The following is a 17,126-nucleotide window of genomic DNA, read 5'->3' as shown; positions in this document are numbered from 1 at the left end:
CCAATTACCAGAGGGATTCTTGCATCCCTCTGGATTAATGTACTTACCATGAAACAATCTTTTCTTATCATTTTAGTCGCTTGCTGTTTTTCTGTAATGGGCTGCAGTAAAACAACTGAAAGTCCAAAACCTCAACCGACAGGTGGCGGTACAGCCACACCGGTGGCTAAACGCCGATCCGCCTCAATCGGCATTGTTGGCGATAGTTCCAATGTGGTAAAATCTACAAATGGTGGAATGGTTTTAATGGGAGGCGGAGCCGACGTTGATGCCGCCTTTAAATGGATGATAGAAAGAAGTGGAGGAGGAGATGTGGTAGTTTTACGTGCTACCGGAACTGAAGCTTACAATCCATATATCAATGGTTTGGGCAGTGTAAATTCCGTTGAAACTTTGTTAATCAACACGAAAGAATTGGCGAATAATGACACAGTTGCTTACATCATCCGCAATGCTGAAATGGTTTTTATTGCCGGTGGCGATCAATCTGATTATATGAGAAACTGGAAAGGAACAAAAACCGAGCAGGCATTAAATTATCTGTTAAATGATAAAAAGGCACCAGTTGGTGGAACAAGTGCGGGTTGTGCCGTTTTGGGTGGCTTTTACTATAGTGGTGAAACGGGAGGCGTTATTTCTGCACAAGCTTTAGCAAACCCTTATAATGCCAACGTTACGCTTTACAACAACGATTTTTTGAAAGCGCCATATTTGCAGAATGTAATTACCGATCAGCATTATTTAACCCGAGATCGGGAGGGAAGATCGGTCGTGTTTTTAGGAAGGATAAATAAAGATTGGAAAACACCGGCTAAATGCATTGCTGCCGATGAGCGTACCGCGGTTTGTATTGATAAGGATGGAATGGCCAAAGTTTTTGGCGATTATTCGGTAACCAGACCTTACAGTTATGCTTATTTCATTTCTTCTGATGCTGGTAAACAACCCGAGCAAATGGAAGCATTTAAAAAGGCAATCTGGAACAATGGTGAAAAAGCGTTGGCAGTTTATGAAATTGCTGCCTCAGTTAATGGTGGAGGAAGCTTTAATGTTGCTAACTTTAAGGCAAGTGAAGCCACCGGTGGAAAATGGTATTGGTGGTGGATTGATAACGGAGTTTTAAATAAAAAAGATCAATAAAATAAAATGAGAACATTGAAATTATTTACGGTATTGCTATTCTCTGTGTTAGCCTTGAATGCTTCTGCGCAGCAGAAAAAATATGTAATGGTTATTCATGGCGGTGCCGGAACCATTTTAAAAAAGAATATGACGCCTGAAAAAGAGGCTGCTTATATTGCCGTTTTAACGCAGGCTTTGCAGGCAGGTTATGAAAAAATTAAATCGGGCAAAACCAGTTTAGATGCAGTGGAAGCAACTATTCATGTGATGGAAAACGACCCACATTTCAATGCTGGTAAAGGTGCGGTTTTCACCCACGAGGGTAAAAACGAACTGGACGCCGCCATTATGGATGGAAAAACATTGATGGCAGGAGCGGTTGCCGGAGTGACCACAGTGAAAAATCCAATTTCTGCCGCAAGAGCGGTGATGGAAAAATCCGAGCATGTAATGATGGTTGGCGCTGGTGCGGATCTATTCGCAAAAGACGCTGGTTTGGAAATTGTTGATCCAAAATATTACTGGACTAAAGAGCGTTGGGATGGCTTGCAGCAAGCGATTAAGGAAGATTCAACCAAAGCGGTTTTGGATCATGGAAGTAAAAAATCAGAATTATTAGGAAGTAAAAACCACGATTACAAATTCGGTACAGTGGGTTGCGTGGCGCTAGATAAAGCAGGTAATTTGGCTGCCGGTACTTCTACAGGCGGAATGACCAACAAAAAATATGGCCGTGTAGGCGATGCGCCAATTATTGGCTCTGGGACTTATTGCAATAATGAAACAGCTGGTGTCTCTTGCACTGGTTGGGGAGAGTTTTACATCCGGAATGTAGTAGCCAAAACCATTTCCGATCTAATGGAATACAAAGGTTTGTCTGTTGCCATAGCATCTAAAATGGCACTAGACAAAGTTGGTAAAATGGGTGGCGATGGTGGCTTAATTGCATTAGACAAAAAAGGAAATATTGCGATGCCTTTTAATACTGAAGGTATGTATCGCGGTGCAATTACTGCTGATGGAAAAATTGAAGTAAACATTTATAAATAATGAAAAAGTTATTTCTACTATTTGCTTTAGTTGGCCTTTCCTTAATGCTAAATGCACAAAGCAAAGCTGCAAAAGGAAATCTCTTTATCATCGGCGGAGGCAATCGTTCTGATGAATTAATGAAGCAAATGCTTAATACAGCCGAGTTAAAACCGAGTGATTACATTATTGTTCTGCCAATGGCCAGTGAAGTTCCTGATGTTGGTTTTGGCACACTTTCCACTCAGTTGCAAAAGCTTGATCCCAGAGTAATTAAAAACTTCAATTTCGCAAAGCATGATGTAAATGATAAAAAATGGACTGATTCTGTAGCTGGAGCAAAGCTGATTTATATCCTGGGCGGCGATCAAAGCCGTTTTATGAACGTGGTTTTGAATACCCCAATTTACACAGCCATTCATAAAGCCTATCGAAACGGCTCTACCATTGCCGGAACAAGCGCTGGCGCTGCGGTAATGAGCAAGTATATGATCACCGGAAAACAACTTTTAGATACAGTTTACAAAGAAACTTTTAACAAGCTTTGGGATAAAAACATTGAATTTTTACCGGGCATGGGTTTGTTGGAAAATACAATTATTGATCAGCATTTCTTAAAAAGAAACCGCTACAACCGTTTAATTTCTGCCCTTGCGGCCCATCCTGATTTGGTTTGCGTCGGTATCGATGAAAGTACAGCAATTATTGTTCATGGCAATAAAGCCACAGTTGCTGGCGAAAGTCAGGTTGTTAGATTGGCAAATCCAAAAGAATTAAAAAAAACAGATAAAGGTTTGATGAAATTTAAGCAAGCCGAATTTGGAATTTTTACCGCAGGAGATGTAATTGATATTAAACCTTAAAGCTTTTCAGAAAGCTCAACGTGAGAAAGATATAGGAGGTATATGTCCACTTTGTCATCCTGGGCTTGTCCAAGGACTTATTAAAACCATATTTGACGCTTCTCGAAAAAAGCTAAACAAATAAGCCTATTTGAATTTTCTTCAAATAGGCTTATTTGTTTTATAGGTTGTGCGTTTTAATTCTTAAACATTAACCGAAACAAAAAAATAAGTTATATTTCAATCCTCAAAATATAACAATGAAGGCAATCTTTTCCAATTTAACATTTCAGGTTATCATCGCAATTATCATCGGGATCTTTGTTGGGACCTACTTTCCTGAGTTCGCATCGACAGCCAAATTAATTAGCCAGGGTTTTATTAACCTGATTAGCATGCTCATTGCACCTATTATTTTCTTTACCATTGTTTTGGGGATTGCCCACATGGGTGATATGAAAAAAGTTGGCCGAGTGGGAGGAAAGGCACTGTTCTATTTTGAAATTGTGAGTACCGTGGCCATCGCAGTCGGTTTGCTGGTTGCAAATGTGCTTAAACCCGGAGCAGGTGTAATTGCGAAAACAGGCGACGCATCGAAAATTTCGGGTTATGCCGAGCAGGCAAAAGATATGAATTGGGCTGAGTTTTTCTTGCATATCATTCCCCATAATGTGATTGCTGCCTTTGCTGAAGGAAATATTCTGCAAATTTTGCTTTTTGCCATCCTATTCGGATATGGTTTAAACAAACTAGGAGGGGAGGGTACTTCTGTGTTAAATGCCTTCGATAAAATTTCAAAAGTGCTATTTAAAATCATGAAAGTGATTATGCGTTTGGCACCAATCGGTGCTTTCGGCGGTATGGCTTTTAGCATCGGCACACATGGTTTGCAAAGTATTTTCGGGATGGCTAAACTAATGGGTTCGGTTTATCTAACTTGCATTTTATTCATTTTTGTGGTGCTCAATGGCATCTGTAGGTATTATAAGTTCAGCTTATGGGCTTATCTTAAATTTATCCGGCAGGAGATTTTAATTGTTTTGGGTACCTCTTCTTCTGAATCAGCTTTGCCTAGTATGATGCAAAAAATGGAAGCCATTGGTTGCGATAAATCTGTGGTGGGTTTAGTTATCCCAACAGGATATTCTTTTAATTTGGATGGTACTGCAATTTACCTGGCCATGGCGGTTATTTTTCTTTGTCAGGTTTTTCATGTTGACTTATCTCTGGGTCAGCAGATTACTGTTTTGGGTGTGTTGATGGTTACCTCAAAGGGTGCTGCGGGCGTTACAGGAAGTGGTTTTATCGTGTTGGTTTCTACGCTTACGGCTTTAAAAATAATGCCCATCGAGCATATTTCTATTTTGATTGGTGTAGATCGTTTTATGAGTGAAGCACGAGCCATTACCAACGTTATTGGAAACGGTGTGGCGACAATCGTAATTGCCAAAAGCGAAAATCAGTTTGATCAGGCGAAGTATTTAAGAGCAATCCAGCCAGCAGCGATTGAGAAAAATGAGGAAAGTTAAAGTGTTGCGGGTTACCAGTTATCTGTTGCCAGCCTGGATTCTAGCACCCCAATCTTTCAGAGGTGTATTCATTAGACTTCTCGAGATGCTAATACCAAAGTGAGCGATAGCATCTTTTACTTTTTATTGGAACTATGACAGGTAACATGTAACAGGCAACTCACAATACATAAACCAACTATTTAACTTACCTTTGTGCCAGAAACATGCACACAGCATGTTTAGTTAAACCAGATCACATTGGCTCAAGAAGAACAAAATAACCGCAAAGAAAAAAGCGAGTTACATCCACGCAACAAACACCGTTCGCGTTACAATTTCAAACAACTTACTGCTGCATCAAAAGAATTGAAACGTTTCGTTTTTAAAAACGAGCATAATGACGATTCTATTGATTTTGCAGATCAAAATGCCGTTAAAGCACTTAACAGGGCTTTATTAAAATATTTTTATAATATTTCTCAATGGGATATTCCTCAGGATTTCCTTTGTCCGCCAATACCGGGCAGGGCTGATTACATTCACTATGTTGCCGATCTTTTAGGGTCGAGCAACAAGGGTAAAAATCCAAAGGGGGCAAATATAAATGTGCTTGATATTGGCGTGGGTGCAAATTGTATTTACCCAATTGTTGGTCATCAAGAATATGGTTGGAATTTCGTAGGTTCTGAGATTGATCCGCTTTCTGTTGATTCTGCCAAACGAATTATTGAAGCAAATAAACCGTTGCAGGGTGCGGTAGAAATCCGTCAGCAATCTTCTAAAATGGGTATTTTTAGAAATATTGTGGGTGCAAAAGAGCGTTTTGATGCTGTGGTTTGCAATCCGCCTTTTCACGCATCTTTAAAAGAGGCAGAGCAAGGAACCCGCCAGAAATGGCGTAACTTGGGTGGCAACGAAAAAGAAGTAAAACACGTTTTAAACTTCGGTGGAAACAAGGCTGAGCTTTGGTGCCCAGGAGGTGAACGAGCTTTCGTGGAGCAAATGATTATTCAAAGCGCACAAATTAAAAACCAAGTGTTATGGTTTACTTCATTGGTATCTAAAAGTGCAAACTTAAAAAGTATTTACAGTGCTTTGGTTAATGCAAACGCCTTTGAAGTGCGTACGGTGCAAATGAGCCAGGGACAAAAAATTAGCCGTTTTGTGGCTTGGACTTTTCAAGATGATGCTGCACAAGCAGAGTGGGCGAAAGGATGGAAGTAAGTTTTTAGTCGTTAGTCTGGAGTCGAAAGTCTTGGGTCTCTTGCCAGCGAGTTGAAATAAAAATTAACCAAAAGTCGGATAAATTCTCATTTATTCGGCTTTTTCTTTTCGTTAGGATTTTTGTTCCGAATCTGAAGCATTGCGATCCTTATATTTATTTTTTCTCGTAAACAATTAATATCGTTAAATCATTATCATCGTTTGGCTTAATGCCATGCGAACTCCCCGGACGCGTTAAAATCGCATCGCCAGGTTTAACCGGAAATGTTTTTCCATTCATTTGCATGGTGCCATTTCCACTGATCACGTAATATATTTCATCTTCTTTTTGCAAATGATAGCCGATGGATGAACCGGGTTTTAAAATCCTTTTACGGAAAGCCGTTTTAAGATTTTTGGCATCACCAAAGAAATTGTATCCAATGGTTTCGCCACCACCCTTGTGTGTGCCGGGTTCTTTTTTCGCCACTTCGATATCGTTTTGTAATATGTATTTCGACGTGTCGTTACTTTGGGCTTTGGCGCCAAAAGCAATGGTTGTCAATAATGTAAGAAGGATAAAAACCTTGTTTTTCATGTTACACTCTTTTTGGCTGTATTATTTTGCATCATGCTTTTAGCTTTAGTCTTTCTACTTTCAGCTTTAGGCTTAAGTAAAATTAGGCGTTTTGTTTCGGGTTGCCAAAGGCGAAGAAATTTTGTTAAATAAACCTGATAGCAAAGAACAGGGAGTGCAACGGAGTAAAGTGAATAGCAGGACCACAGCTGCCATAGGCGAACTCCTTACATTTTCATGAAAAAATGGGCTAAATAATCTATTTTTAAGCTTGACTTTCCAGTCAATAATATTAGCTTTGCACAAAAAAATATTGATACATGAGCGTTTTAGTAAATAAAGATTCTAAGGTTATCGTTCAGGGTTTTACCGGAAACGAAGGAACATACCACGCAGAACAAATGTTGGCGTACGGTACAAACGTAGTTGGTGGTGTTACGCCTGGCAAAGGTGGGCAATTACATTTAGAAAAGCCTGTTTTTAATACTGTTAAAGATGCTGTTGATAAAACAGGAGCAAATGTATCTATCATTTTCGTTCCACCGGCTTTTGCTGCTGATGCGATTATGGAAGCTGCCGATGGTGGCATTAAAGTGATTGTTTGTATTACTGAAGGTATCCCAACTAAGGATATGATTCAGGTTAAAGAATATATTTCTGACCGTGATGTTACGCTTATCGGCCCTAACTGCCCAGGTGTAATTACTGCTGATGAAGCTAAAATTGGTATCATGCCAGGTTTTATCTTCAAAAAAGGTCATGTAGGTGTGGTTTCAAAATCAGGAACTTTAACTTACGAAGCGGTAGATCAGGTTGTTAAAGCTGGTTTAGGTATTACTACTGCTATCGGTATCGGTGGTGACCCAATTATTGGTACGCCAACTGTTGAAGCGGTAAAATTATTAATGAATGATCCTGAAACTCACGGTATCATCATGATTGGTGAAATTGGTGGTGGAATGGAAGCTGAAGCTGCTCGTTGGATTAAAGAAAACGGTACTAAGCCTGTTGTTGGTTTCATCGCTGGTCAAACTGCTCCTGCAGGACGTAGAATGGGTCACGCTGGTGCAATTGTAGGTGGTGCTGACGATACAGCTGCTGCTAAAATGAAAATCATGCGTGAGTGTGGTATCCGTGTAGTAGAAAGTCCTGCTGAAATTGGCGCTGCAATGGCAGAAGAATTAGCAAAGTAAGATTTTAGAATTTTATATAAATGAGAGCGTTTCGATTAATTTCGGGACGCTTTTTTTTTGTCCTCACCCTGTGAAAGTTTGTGATTTGGCTAATTTTTGCTGTCCCTCTCCTGGAAGAGAGGGTTGACGGTTTAGGCGGTAATCCATTTGTTTAGGATCACAATCTTATGTTTCCCTCTCTTTCAGGAGGGATGGCACTACAAAACCATTATCACAAACTTTGATAGGGTGAGGTTTTATCATCGCTTTGTAAACACTATTCGAATGTATTAAACCTGTAAACCAAATTGCAATCTATCACGTATATTGATGTATGAAAACGATGTTAAATAAACTATTTTTGATCTCGGCTGTTGTTTTAATTGGAAGTCTTTCTGCTTGCGCACAAAAGCAAGAAAAGAAAGAAACAAAATCAGCGCAGTCATCAGAAAATATTATAAAAAAGAAAATGAACTGGAACACATTAACACCTGAAGAAGAAAGAGTAATTGTTAATAAAGGAACAGAATATCCTGGCACAGGGAAGTATGAGCATACCACAGATAAAGGAACATATACTTGTAAACGTTGCAATGCGGAATTGTACCGTTCGGAAAGTAAGTTTGATGCCCGTTGTGGTTGGCCGGCTTTCGATGATGAAATTAAGGGTGCTGTAAAACGGATTCCTGACGCTGACGGATCGCGTATAGAGATAGTTTGTGCCAACTGTGGCGCACACTTAGGTCACGTTTTTACAGGAGAAGGGTTTACTGCTAAAGACACTCGTCATTGTGTAAATTCTATCTCGATGAACTTTGTGCCAGACAAGAAATAAGGTGGGTGTAGTGAGGTTAGGTAGAGGCGTACAGCGACAAGTTGTACGCCTTTTTTGATGTTGAAAATCAGGCTGTTTTTCCACAAATTATTGATTATAAACTAAATGCTTATATTTGCAGGCTCGATATAAAAATTTTAGCCTATGAAGTATCTTCTGTTATTAAGTTTTTGTTTCCTGTTTTTACAAGGTAAAGCAAAGCAATCCGGTCCCTCAAATGAACCAGACAGCGTTAGCAAAACAGTTCTTGCAACTTACTATCACAGAAAATTCGAAGGCCGCCGCACTACTAGCGGCGCCAAATACAGAGCCAAAAAATTCACCGCCGCTCACCGCACTTTGCCATTCGGCACAATGATCAAAGTAACCAATCCCGACAACGGAAAATCGGTAACGGTAAAGGTAAACGATCGTGGTCCTTTCTCTAAGAGATTGGCAATAGATCTATCAGAAAGTGCTGCTAAAGAGATTGGTATCTATCGTAAAGGCATAGCTAAAGTAAATCTAAGTTATAGTGTGGAGTAATATTCCTTTTTGCTCTATTATGTACTTGCTATACACCTCAAATTTAAGTTATTAACACTTATTTTGGTTTGCTAAACCCTTGAAAAGAAACGATTAGCTTTTTTTTCGCTTGAAAATGATATTTAGCTGATCGTTTTCTCCACCAGATTCAGCGTAGTGTTAACAACTTTGGTTCACAAAAAAGCCCCCCGGTGTATATATTTGTTATAACAAAGTTCTTTAACTTCTTGCGTTTGAAAACAAATATAAAAGCTTAGTTTTTAGTAATTTACAGGTGTATCACTCTGATAACAAATCTAAATTTTCCCGACTAAAGACTCTGTTGTTTGTCATTCGCCAAGGGTTAGCACTTGCACTAGAGTTTTAAGACAAAACATTTCAATCACTATATAAATTGGTGGATGCGTGGTTTTGTTGGCTCTAACTAAATGGAATAAAATATTAAAGTATCAGATATGGAACAGGAATTATTACTACAAGAAAACAAAGATAGATTTGTGCTTTTGCCGATTAAATACCCGGCAATTTGGGAGATGTATAAAAAGACCGAAGCTAGTTTCTGGACAGCAGAAGAGATCGATCTTTCTGATGACCAAAAGCACTGGGATAGTTTAAATGATGGCGAAAGACATTTCATTTCTCATATCCTTGCTTTCTTTTCTGCTAGTGATGGTATTGTTAACGAAAACCTGGCGGTAAACTTCATGAGTGAAGTGCAGTTGCCAGAAGCTCGTTGTTTTTATGGTTTCCAGATTATGATGGAAAACATCCATGCCGAAACCTATGCTTTATTAATTGACACTTATATCAAAGATCCGGAAGAAAAAGATCGCTTATTCCATGCTATTGATACTGTTCCGGCAGTAAAGAGAAAGGCAGAATGGGCGCTTCGCTGGATTGAAAACGGAACTTTCGCTGAGCGTTTGGTAGCGTTTGCTGCTGTTGAAGGTATTTTCTTCAGCGGAAGTTTTTGTTCTATCTTCTGGTTGAAAAAACGTGGTTTAATGCCTGGATTAACTTTCAGTAACGAGTTAATTTCCAGAGATGAAGGTTCGCACTGCGAATTTGCTTGCTTGTTGTATAGCATGTTAAGCAATAAATTGAGTGAAGAGCAAGTTCATTCTATCATCAGCGATGCGGTTGAAATTGAAAAAGAATTTATTACCGATGCATTACCGGTTGCTTTAATCGGGATGAATGCGAAGTTGATGAGCCAATACATCGAGTTTGTTGCCGACAGATGGTTACAGGAATTGGGTTATAAAAAAATCTATAATGCAACCAATCCTTTCGATTTTATGGAAATGATTTCATTGCAGGGTAAAACCAATTTCTTCGAAAAACGTGTTGGCGATTACCAGAAAAGTGGTGTGTTAACTTCTGCTGATAACAATAAACAAGCGTTTTCTTTAGACGAAGACTTTTAGTTAAAATTTTGAATTAAAGAATGATAGAATGCTCTTTTATCATTCGGAAAAATAAATAAAACATTACGAGTTGGTTCGAAAGGTTGATAAGAAAATCACTCATTCAAAACTCACTCATTCAATCATTAAAGAAAAATCTCATAAATTATGTTCGTACTAAAAAGAGATGGCCGCAAAGAGGCGGTGCAATTTGACAAAATCACAGCCCGTATTCAAAAGCTGTGTTATAGTTTAAATTCAGACCTTGTAGACCCAATCGATGTTGCCAAAAAGGTAATCGAAGGTTTATATGATGGTGTAACTACATCAGAGTTGGATAACCTTGCTGCGGAAACTGCCGCATCGTTGACTACGAAACATCCTGATTATGCTTTGTTAGCTTCGCGTATCGCGGTTTCTAACTTGCATAAGAACACTACCAAGTCATTCTCGGGTACGATGAAAATGTTGTACGAATATTTCGACCCGAAAGCGCAGAAAGCGGCTCCGCTTATCGCTGATGATGTATACGAAATTATCGAAAAAAACAAAGATATTTTAGATAGCTCTATCATTTACGACCGTGATTTTGGTTTCGACTATTTCGGTTTCAAAACGCTGGAAAAATCATACCTTTTAAAAGTGAACGGTAAAATTGTTGAGCGTCCGCAACACTTATTCATGCGTGTTTCTGTTGGTATCCATAAAGAGGATATTGAGAGTGCAATTAAAACGTATAACTTAATGAGTGAGCGTTGGTTTACACATGCTACTCCAACTTTATTCAACGCCGCTACACCTAAACCCCAAATGTCTTCATGTTTCTTGTTAACTATGCAAGATGACAGCATCGAGGGGATTTATGATACATTAAAACAAACCGCTAAAATTTCTCAAAGTGCTGGTGGTATTGGTTTAAGCATCCACAACATCCGTGCAACAGGTTCATATATTGGCGGTACAAATGGTACGAGTAACGGTATCATTCCAATGTTACGTGTATTTAACGATACTGCCCGTTATGTAGATCAGGGTGGAGGTAAACGTAAAGGTGCTTTCGCTATTTATTTAGAACCATGGCATGCAGATGTTTTCGAATTCTTAGACTTACGTAAAAACCACGGTAAAGAAGAAATGCGCGCCCGTGATTTATTCTATGCGCTTTGGATTAACGATTTGTTTATGCAACGTGTTAAAGACAATGGCGATTGGACATTATTCTGCCCACACGAAGCTCCAGGTTTAGCAGATTGTTTTGGTAAAGAATTTGAAGATCTTTATGCGAAATATGAAGCTGAAGGCCGTGGACGTAAAACGATTAAAGCTCAAGAACTTTGGTTTGCTATTTTAGATTCTCAAATTGAGACAGGTACACCTTATATGTTGTTTAAAGATGCAGCGAACAGCAAATCTAACCAACAAAACCTCGGTACAATCAAGTCTTCTAACTTATGTACGGAGATTATTGAGTACACTTCTAAAGATGAGGTTGCGGTTTGTAACCTGGCATCATTAGCTTTACCACGTTTTGTAATCAATGGCGCTTTCGATCACCAAAAATTATACGATGTAACTTATCAGGCTACTTTAAACCTGAATAAAATCATCGACCATAACTATTACCCGGTGCAAGAAGCTGAAAATTCAAACATGCGTCACCGTCCGGTTGGTTTAGGTGTTCAAGGTTTAGCCGATGCGTTTATTTTATTGCGTTTACCTTTCGAAAGTGATGAGGCAAAACGTTTAAACAAAGATATTTTCGAAACGATTTATTTCGCATCGATGACAGCTTCTAACGATTTAGCGGTGAAACACGGCCCTTACCAAACTTTTGAAGGTTCGCCATTATCAAAAGGTAAATTCCAATTTGATTTATGGAACGTAACACCAGATAGCGGAAGATGGGATTGGGATGCTTTACGCAAGAAAGTAGTTAAAGATGGTGTATACAACTCTTTATTGGTTGCGCCAATGCCAACAGCATCTACTTCTCAAATTCTAGGTAACAACGAATGTTTCGAGCCATATACTTCTAACATTTACACCCGCCGTGTATTAAGTGGAGAGTTCGTAGTGGTGAACAAACACTTATTGAAAGACTTAGTAGCCCTAGGTTTGTGGAACAACGATATGAAAAACCAAATCATATTGGCTAACGGTTCAATCCAAGGTATTGCTGCTATTCCTGATTATATTAAAGAATTGTACAAAACTGTTTGGGAGATCAAGATGCGTAACATCATCGATATGGCTGCAGATCGTGGCGCATATATCTGTCAATCACAATCATTGAACTTGTTCGTAAATGCACCAAATACTTCGAAATTAACCTCAATGCACTTCTATGCATGGGAGAAAGGTTTGAAAACTGGTATGTATTACTTACGTACTCAAGCAGCATCTCAAGCAGTTAAATTTACTGTAGAGAACCAAGGTGGTAAAGCAATTGAAGCAGTTATTCCTGCTGAAATGACTCAAGACCAGGTTGCAGAAGAAATCATTGACGGACCAGTTTGTTCAATGGAAGAAGGCTGCATTAGCTGTTCAGGTTAAACCCCTAAATCCCCTAAGGGGGACTTTTAAAACGATCGTCTTGCTGAATTTATTTCAGCATCTGTTCGAATATTTCCTGAAATAAGTTCAGGATAATGAATCTAATAATATCGTAAGGTTTTGGGCAAACGCTCAAAACCTTATTTTTTGTCCTTACTTTTGGTTTTTAGTTTAATAGTTCATCTGTCAATGGTTCATTACTGTAATGCGCCAAATACCAATGAACTAATGACCACTGACCCAATGAACACCCAAAAACATAGCAAACACGAAATCATTCCCTGCGAAAGATGCGGAACGGCTATTGAATGCAAGGCAAACTCATACACTAAATGTCAGTGTAGCGTGGTGCAATTGAGCATTAACGAAGTTCAATACATCTCCGAGTTATACGATGGTTGTTTATGCGCTAAATGCCTTTTCGAGTTACAACAGGAGTACAGGGAAGAGATAGGAGTGTAATTAAATTGCGAAATCTTAAAAGCATCTGTGTATACTAAATTCCATCTGCTTCGATTTTTTTGAAAAGCAATGTTCTGCACTTTTGGCTATATCAGCCCCGCTTTTGTTGCTGCCATTTAGAAAAAAAATGGCATCCATTCAATCGGGTTTATCTTACTTAAGTAAATACGTAACCCCCAACAAAAGTAAACTGTCTATTTTATTAGTCAAATCACAAGGTCTGAAATAGGACAGCTTAAAGTAAGAAAAATTTAAGTTCTGCCAGGTTTTCATTGGAACAAATCACTCCATATCTAAACCTTAATTTTTGACTCTTTTTCTTTTGTCTATTCGGTCATTTTCCGAAATGTCAAGTTCAGGTGGTATTTTATCAATGCACTATCTCAAATCAGATCTGAGCCCTTAAAATGGAAAGAAATATATATTCTCGGATTGAGTGTTTTTTGCAAATAGTGCACTCCTTTTGATAACAATATGCTAGCTGATAAATGGTTTATCAACAGAAAAAATAGAAAATACATATTATTATGGAAGCGCTCATTTCTAATTACTGGTGGGTTTTAGTGGCACTGTTGTGCATCGTTTTATACAAATACATTTTGCGTTTCTTATTTGGGATGGTCAATGTTCCCGAAGATAGAATCGGGTTAATTACCAAAAAATTCGTGCTATTTGGTTCAGACAGAGAACTGCCCGACGGGCGCATCATTGCCGTAAAAGGCGAAGCGGGTTTCCAGGGTAAAACATTGGCGCCTGGATTATATTTTGGAATGTGGTTTTGGCAGTACAGCGTAACTATGGAACAATTTACCATCATTCCAGAAGGTAAAATTGGTTTAATCATGGCCAAAGACGGTTCGGAAATTCCTACCGGAAATATCCTCGGACAACGAGTAGAATCTGATAATTTTCAGGATGCTGTAAAGTTCCTGGAAAACGGCGGGCAGCGAGGTCGGCAGACTTCGTAAATCACTTCTGGCTCTTATCGTATCAACACGATGCTTTTTCAAGTTTCGGTTACCGATATGATTCGTATTCAGGAAAGTATGGTAGGTATTGTAACAACACTTGATGGTTTGCCGATTGAAGCTAACCAGATTGCTGGTAAATTGGTAGAAGGACATAACAATTTTCAGAACTTTGATAATTTTATCAAAGCTGGGGGAAATAGGGGTTTACAGCCACAAGTAATTTTGGCAGGTTCTTACAACCTTAATCCTTGGGCTATTCAGTTGGAGGAAATTCCGATGACTGAAATCGCGATTGGCTATGTTGGCGTGGTGATCTCATTTATTGGTACTGATGGAAACGATTTAACCGGTGCCGATTTTAAACATGGTAACATTGTTGGGAAAGGTTCGAAAGGGGTTTGGCTAGAACCACTTGGCCCAGGTAAATATCCAATTAACAAGTACATTATGAAAGTGGAATTAGTGCCTACAACAAACCTGGTTTTAAACTGGGCATCTGCAAGAAGTGAAGCACATAATTTGGATAAAAATTTATCTACCATTACAGTACGTTCCAAAGACGGTTTTCCCTTCAATTTGGATGTGGCTCAAATTATTCACGTTCCAACAACTGAAGCGCCAAAGGTAATTGCCCGTTTTGGTAACATGGTAAACTTGGTTTCGCAGGTTTTGGAACCAACTATTGGTAACTATTTCCGTAACTCGGCACAGGGAAGCGATGTGATCGCTTTCTTAAGTACGCGTAAAGAGCGTCAAGAATCTGCAAAAGAACATATCCGAAAAGTGCTTGATGAATATAATGTAAACGCAGTTGATACGCTGATTGGCGACATTGTTCCACCAGAATCGTTGATGAAAACCTTAACTGACCGTAAAATTGCAGAAGAACAAAAGGTAACTTATGAAACCCAGAAGCAAGCACAGGAAACACGTCAGGGAATGGAAAAAGAAACTGCTATTGCTGATATGCAAAAGGATATTGTTAAGGCGCAACAAAGTGTGGAGATTGCCGAGCGTACCGCAAGTGCAACGGTTAAAAAATCGGAAGGTGATGCAGCTGGTGTGAAATTAGCTGTTGGTGCAGAAGCAGAAGCAACCAAAATGAGAGCACATGCCGAAGCCGAAGCAACAAAAGCAAGGGCGCAAGCAGATTCTGAAGCGATTAAGTTAAGGGCTTCGGCAGAAGCTGAACAAATTTCTTTAACAGGTGGAGCCGAAGCTGGTAAAATTTTAGCTATCGGTAAATCTACGGCCGAAGCCTATGAATTAGCTGTTAAGGCTTTGGGTGGCGAAAACTTTACGCGTTATAAAATTACCGAAGAATTATCTAAAGGTAATGTAAAGCTAATTCCTGATGTGTTGATTGGTGGAAATGGGGGTAATAATGGCGGCTCAGCAATGGATGGTTTATTAGGCTTGAAGTTAATGGAGCTAATGGACCCGCAACAACGAAAAGAGGTGATAGCGGTTGCCGGAGTTGTAGAAACAAAACCGATACCTAAAAGGGATAACATTAATTCTTAATTTTATTTTAAAGGTGAAAGGCCTCGATGAAAATCGAGGCCTTTCTAATTATCCATTCGCTGAAGCCGAACGGCAATGTAATGCGATGTGGCTATTAGATTGACTGTTCATTGCAGGCTGCTTTAGCTGCATGAATAATGTAGAATTTTTAAAGGCTTCAGCCACATTTACACGCTATGCAACCCAAGATAGTAGCAAAAGATTCCCCACCTAAACGGGATAGGAGTGATATCCTTTTTGTTGCACTTCGACAAGGTTAATGTGTAGCAATCACAAAAAAGATTTAACGGATAGCCCGACCAACGATGATTTCGATACTGCCTCTGCTTTTCAAAAAACAATTACATAATTATGCCCTTCTACTTTTAAACAAAATAGTAACTTTGCAACCTAATTTAGAGTGAAGGAATTTTGTGCCAAAGGCATCCCTTTGGGAAATGGTTGAATGCTTTACAAATTCATTCATTCTATCATTCTTTCATCCAATAATTTTAAGAAATGAAGAAAGTAAAAGTTGGCTTGGTACAAATGACTTGTACTAAAGATAAGCAGGAAAATTTAGATAAAGCGATTGTAAAAGTAAGAGAGGCAGCCGCGAAAGGTGCGCAAATCGTATGCTTGCAAGAGCTTTTTACTTCTTTATATTTCTGCGATGTAGAAGATTACGACAACTTCGATTTAGCTGAAAAAATTCCTGGGCCATCTACTGATGCTTTACAGGAGGTAGCTAAGGAGCTTGGCGTTGTGGTAATTGCTTCTTTATTTGAGAAACGTGCTGAAGGTTTGTACCACAATACAACCGCTGTTTTGGATGCTGATGGTTCATATTTGGGGAAATACCGTAAGATGCATATCCCTGATGATCCAGCTTACTATGAAAAATTCTATTTTACTCCAGGCGATTTAGGGTACAAGGTTTTCGAAACCAAGTTTGCCAAAATTGGTATCTTGATTTGTTGGGATCAATGGTACCCAGAAGCATCACGGATTACTGCTTTGATGGGCGCTGATATTATGTTTTATCCAACAGCAATTGGTTGGGATACAACACAGGATGAAGAAACCAATAGAGACCAATATAATGCATGGCAAACCATTCAACGTTCGCATTCAGTAGCTAATGGCGTTCCTGTTGTGAGTGTAAATCGTGTTGGTTTTGAGCAGGATGGCAGAATGAAATTCTGGGGCGGAAGTTTTGCAACAAACGCACAAGGTAAGCTGCTTTATTTGGCTTCACACGATCAGGAAGAAACCGAAGTGGTGGAACTGGATTTAGATCAAAGTGATTTCATGCGTAAACACTGGCCGTTTTTGAGAGATAGGAGAATTGACTCTTATCAGCCGATTACGAAAAGATATATTGATAACGATTAAGCTGAAAGGTTAAAGGCCAA

General features: G+C 39.1%; 15 protein-coding genes. 14 read left to right on the top strand and 1 reads right to left on the bottom strand.

Features of this window, described 5'->3' with window-relative positions:
- Nucleotides 1–48: 48 nt before the first annotated feature.
- From AC3ITD_RS13850 to rlmF, 5 genes are all read left to right on the top strand, one after another.
- Nucleotides 49–1,140: a cyanophycinase gene (locus AC3ITD_RS13850; RefSeq protein WP_489360560.1), complete on the top strand. Its 1,092-nt coding sequence runs from the start codon at nt 49–51 to the stop codon at nt 1,138–1,140.
- Nucleotides 1,141–1,146: 6 nt separating this feature from the next.
- Nucleotides 1,147–2,172, top strand: a complete 1,026-nt coding sequence (locus AC3ITD_RS13845; RefSeq protein ID WP_489360558.1) for an isoaspartyl peptidase/L-asparaginase family protein — start codon at nt 1,147–1,149, stop codon at nt 2,170–2,172.
- Complete coding sequence (locus tag AC3ITD_RS13840; RefSeq protein WP_489360556.1) at nt 2,172–3,014, top strand: cyanophycinase; 843 nt, start codon at nt 2,172–2,174, stop codon at nt 3,012–3,014. Before AC3ITD_RS13845 ends, AC3ITD_RS13840 begins: the two co-directional genes overlap by 1 nt.
- 239 nt (nt 3,015–3,253) lie before the next feature.
- Nucleotides 3,254–4,522: a C4-dicarboxylate transporter DctA gene (gene dctA / locus AC3ITD_RS13835; RefSeq protein ID WP_489360554.1), complete on the top strand. Its 1,269-nt coding sequence runs from the start codon at nt 3,254–3,256 to the stop codon at nt 4,520–4,522.
- A gap of 240 nt (nt 4,523–4,762) precedes the next feature.
- On the top strand, nt 4,763–5,728 hold the full coding sequence (gene rlmF / locus AC3ITD_RS13830) for a 23S rRNA (adenine(1618)-N(6))-methyltransferase RlmF (RefSeq protein WP_489360552.1): 966 nt from the start codon (nt 4,763–4,765) through the stop codon (nt 5,726–5,728).
- A 154-nt stretch (nt 5,729–5,882) separates the two neighbouring features.
- Here the strand turns inward: rlmF and AC3ITD_RS13825 are convergent, their stop codons facing one another.
- Nucleotides 5,883–6,305 (bottom strand): cupin domain-containing protein, encoded by a 423-nt coding sequence (locus AC3ITD_RS13825; protein WP_489360550.1) that lies wholly within the window; start codon nt 6,303–6,305, stop codon nt 5,883–5,885.
- A gap of 299 nt (nt 6,306–6,604) precedes the next feature.
- On the opposite strand from AC3ITD_RS13825, the gene sucD reads away from it, so the two are divergent.
- From sucD to AC3ITD_RS13780, 9 genes are all read left to right on the top strand, one after another.
- On the top strand, nt 6,605–7,477 hold the full coding sequence (gene sucD, locus AC3ITD_RS13820) for a succinate--CoA ligase subunit alpha (RefSeq protein WP_056848721.1): 873 nt from the start codon (nt 6,605–6,607) through the stop codon (nt 7,475–7,477).
- Nucleotides 7,478–7,790: 313 nt separating this feature from the next.
- On the top strand, nt 7,791–8,291 hold the full coding sequence (locus tag AC3ITD_RS13815; RefSeq protein WP_265800129.1) for a methionine-R-sulfoxide reductase: 501 nt from the start codon (nt 7,791–7,793) through the stop codon (nt 8,289–8,291).
- A gap of 144 nt (nt 8,292–8,435) precedes the next feature.
- On the top strand, nt 8,436–8,816 hold the full coding sequence (locus AC3ITD_RS13810; RefSeq protein WP_265800128.1) for a septal ring lytic transglycosylase RlpA family protein: 381 nt from the start codon (nt 8,436–8,438) through the stop codon (nt 8,814–8,816).
- Nucleotides 8,817–9,271: 455 nt separating this feature from the next.
- Complete coding sequence (locus tag AC3ITD_RS13805; protein ID WP_056848724.1) at nt 9,272–10,243, top strand: ribonucleoside-diphosphate reductase small subunit; 972 nt, start codon at nt 9,272–9,274, stop codon at nt 10,241–10,243.
- Nucleotides 10,244–10,390: 147 nt separating this feature from the next.
- On the top strand, nt 10,391–12,775 hold the full coding sequence (locus tag AC3ITD_RS13800; RefSeq protein ID WP_489360547.1) for a ribonucleoside-diphosphate reductase subunit alpha: 2,385 nt from the start codon (nt 10,391–10,393) through the stop codon (nt 12,773–12,775).
- Nucleotides 12,776–12,964: 189 nt separating this feature from the next.
- Nucleotides 12,965–13,237 carry a cysteine-rich CWC family protein gene (locus tag AC3ITD_RS13795; RefSeq protein ID WP_489360545.1) on the top strand — a complete coding sequence of 91 codons (273 nt, stop codon included), beginning with the start codon at nt 12,965–12,967 and terminating at the stop codon, nt 13,235–13,237.
- A 527-nt stretch (nt 13,238–13,764) separates the two neighbouring features.
- Nucleotides 13,765–14,205 (top strand): hypothetical protein, encoded by a 441-nt coding sequence (locus AC3ITD_RS13790; protein ID WP_489360543.1) that lies wholly within the window; start codon nt 13,765–13,767, stop codon nt 14,203–14,205.
- Between the two features lie 30 nt (nt 14,206–14,235).
- Nucleotides 14,236–15,732 carry an SPFH domain-containing protein gene (locus tag AC3ITD_RS13785; RefSeq protein ID WP_489360541.1) on the top strand — a complete coding sequence of 499 codons (1,497 nt, stop codon included), beginning with the start codon at nt 14,236–14,238 and terminating at the stop codon, nt 15,730–15,732.
- 498 nt (nt 15,733–16,230) lie between these two features.
- On the top strand, nt 16,231–17,106 hold the full coding sequence (locus AC3ITD_RS13780) for a carbon-nitrogen hydrolase (RefSeq protein WP_489360539.1): 876 nt from the start codon (nt 16,231–16,233) through the stop codon (nt 17,104–17,106).
- Nucleotides 17,107–17,126 lie beyond the last annotated feature (20 nt).

The sequence above is a fragment of the Pedobacter sp. KH_004 genome (assembly GCF_057840755.1).
This window is presented reverse-complemented; position numbering and strand designations above follow the sequence as displayed.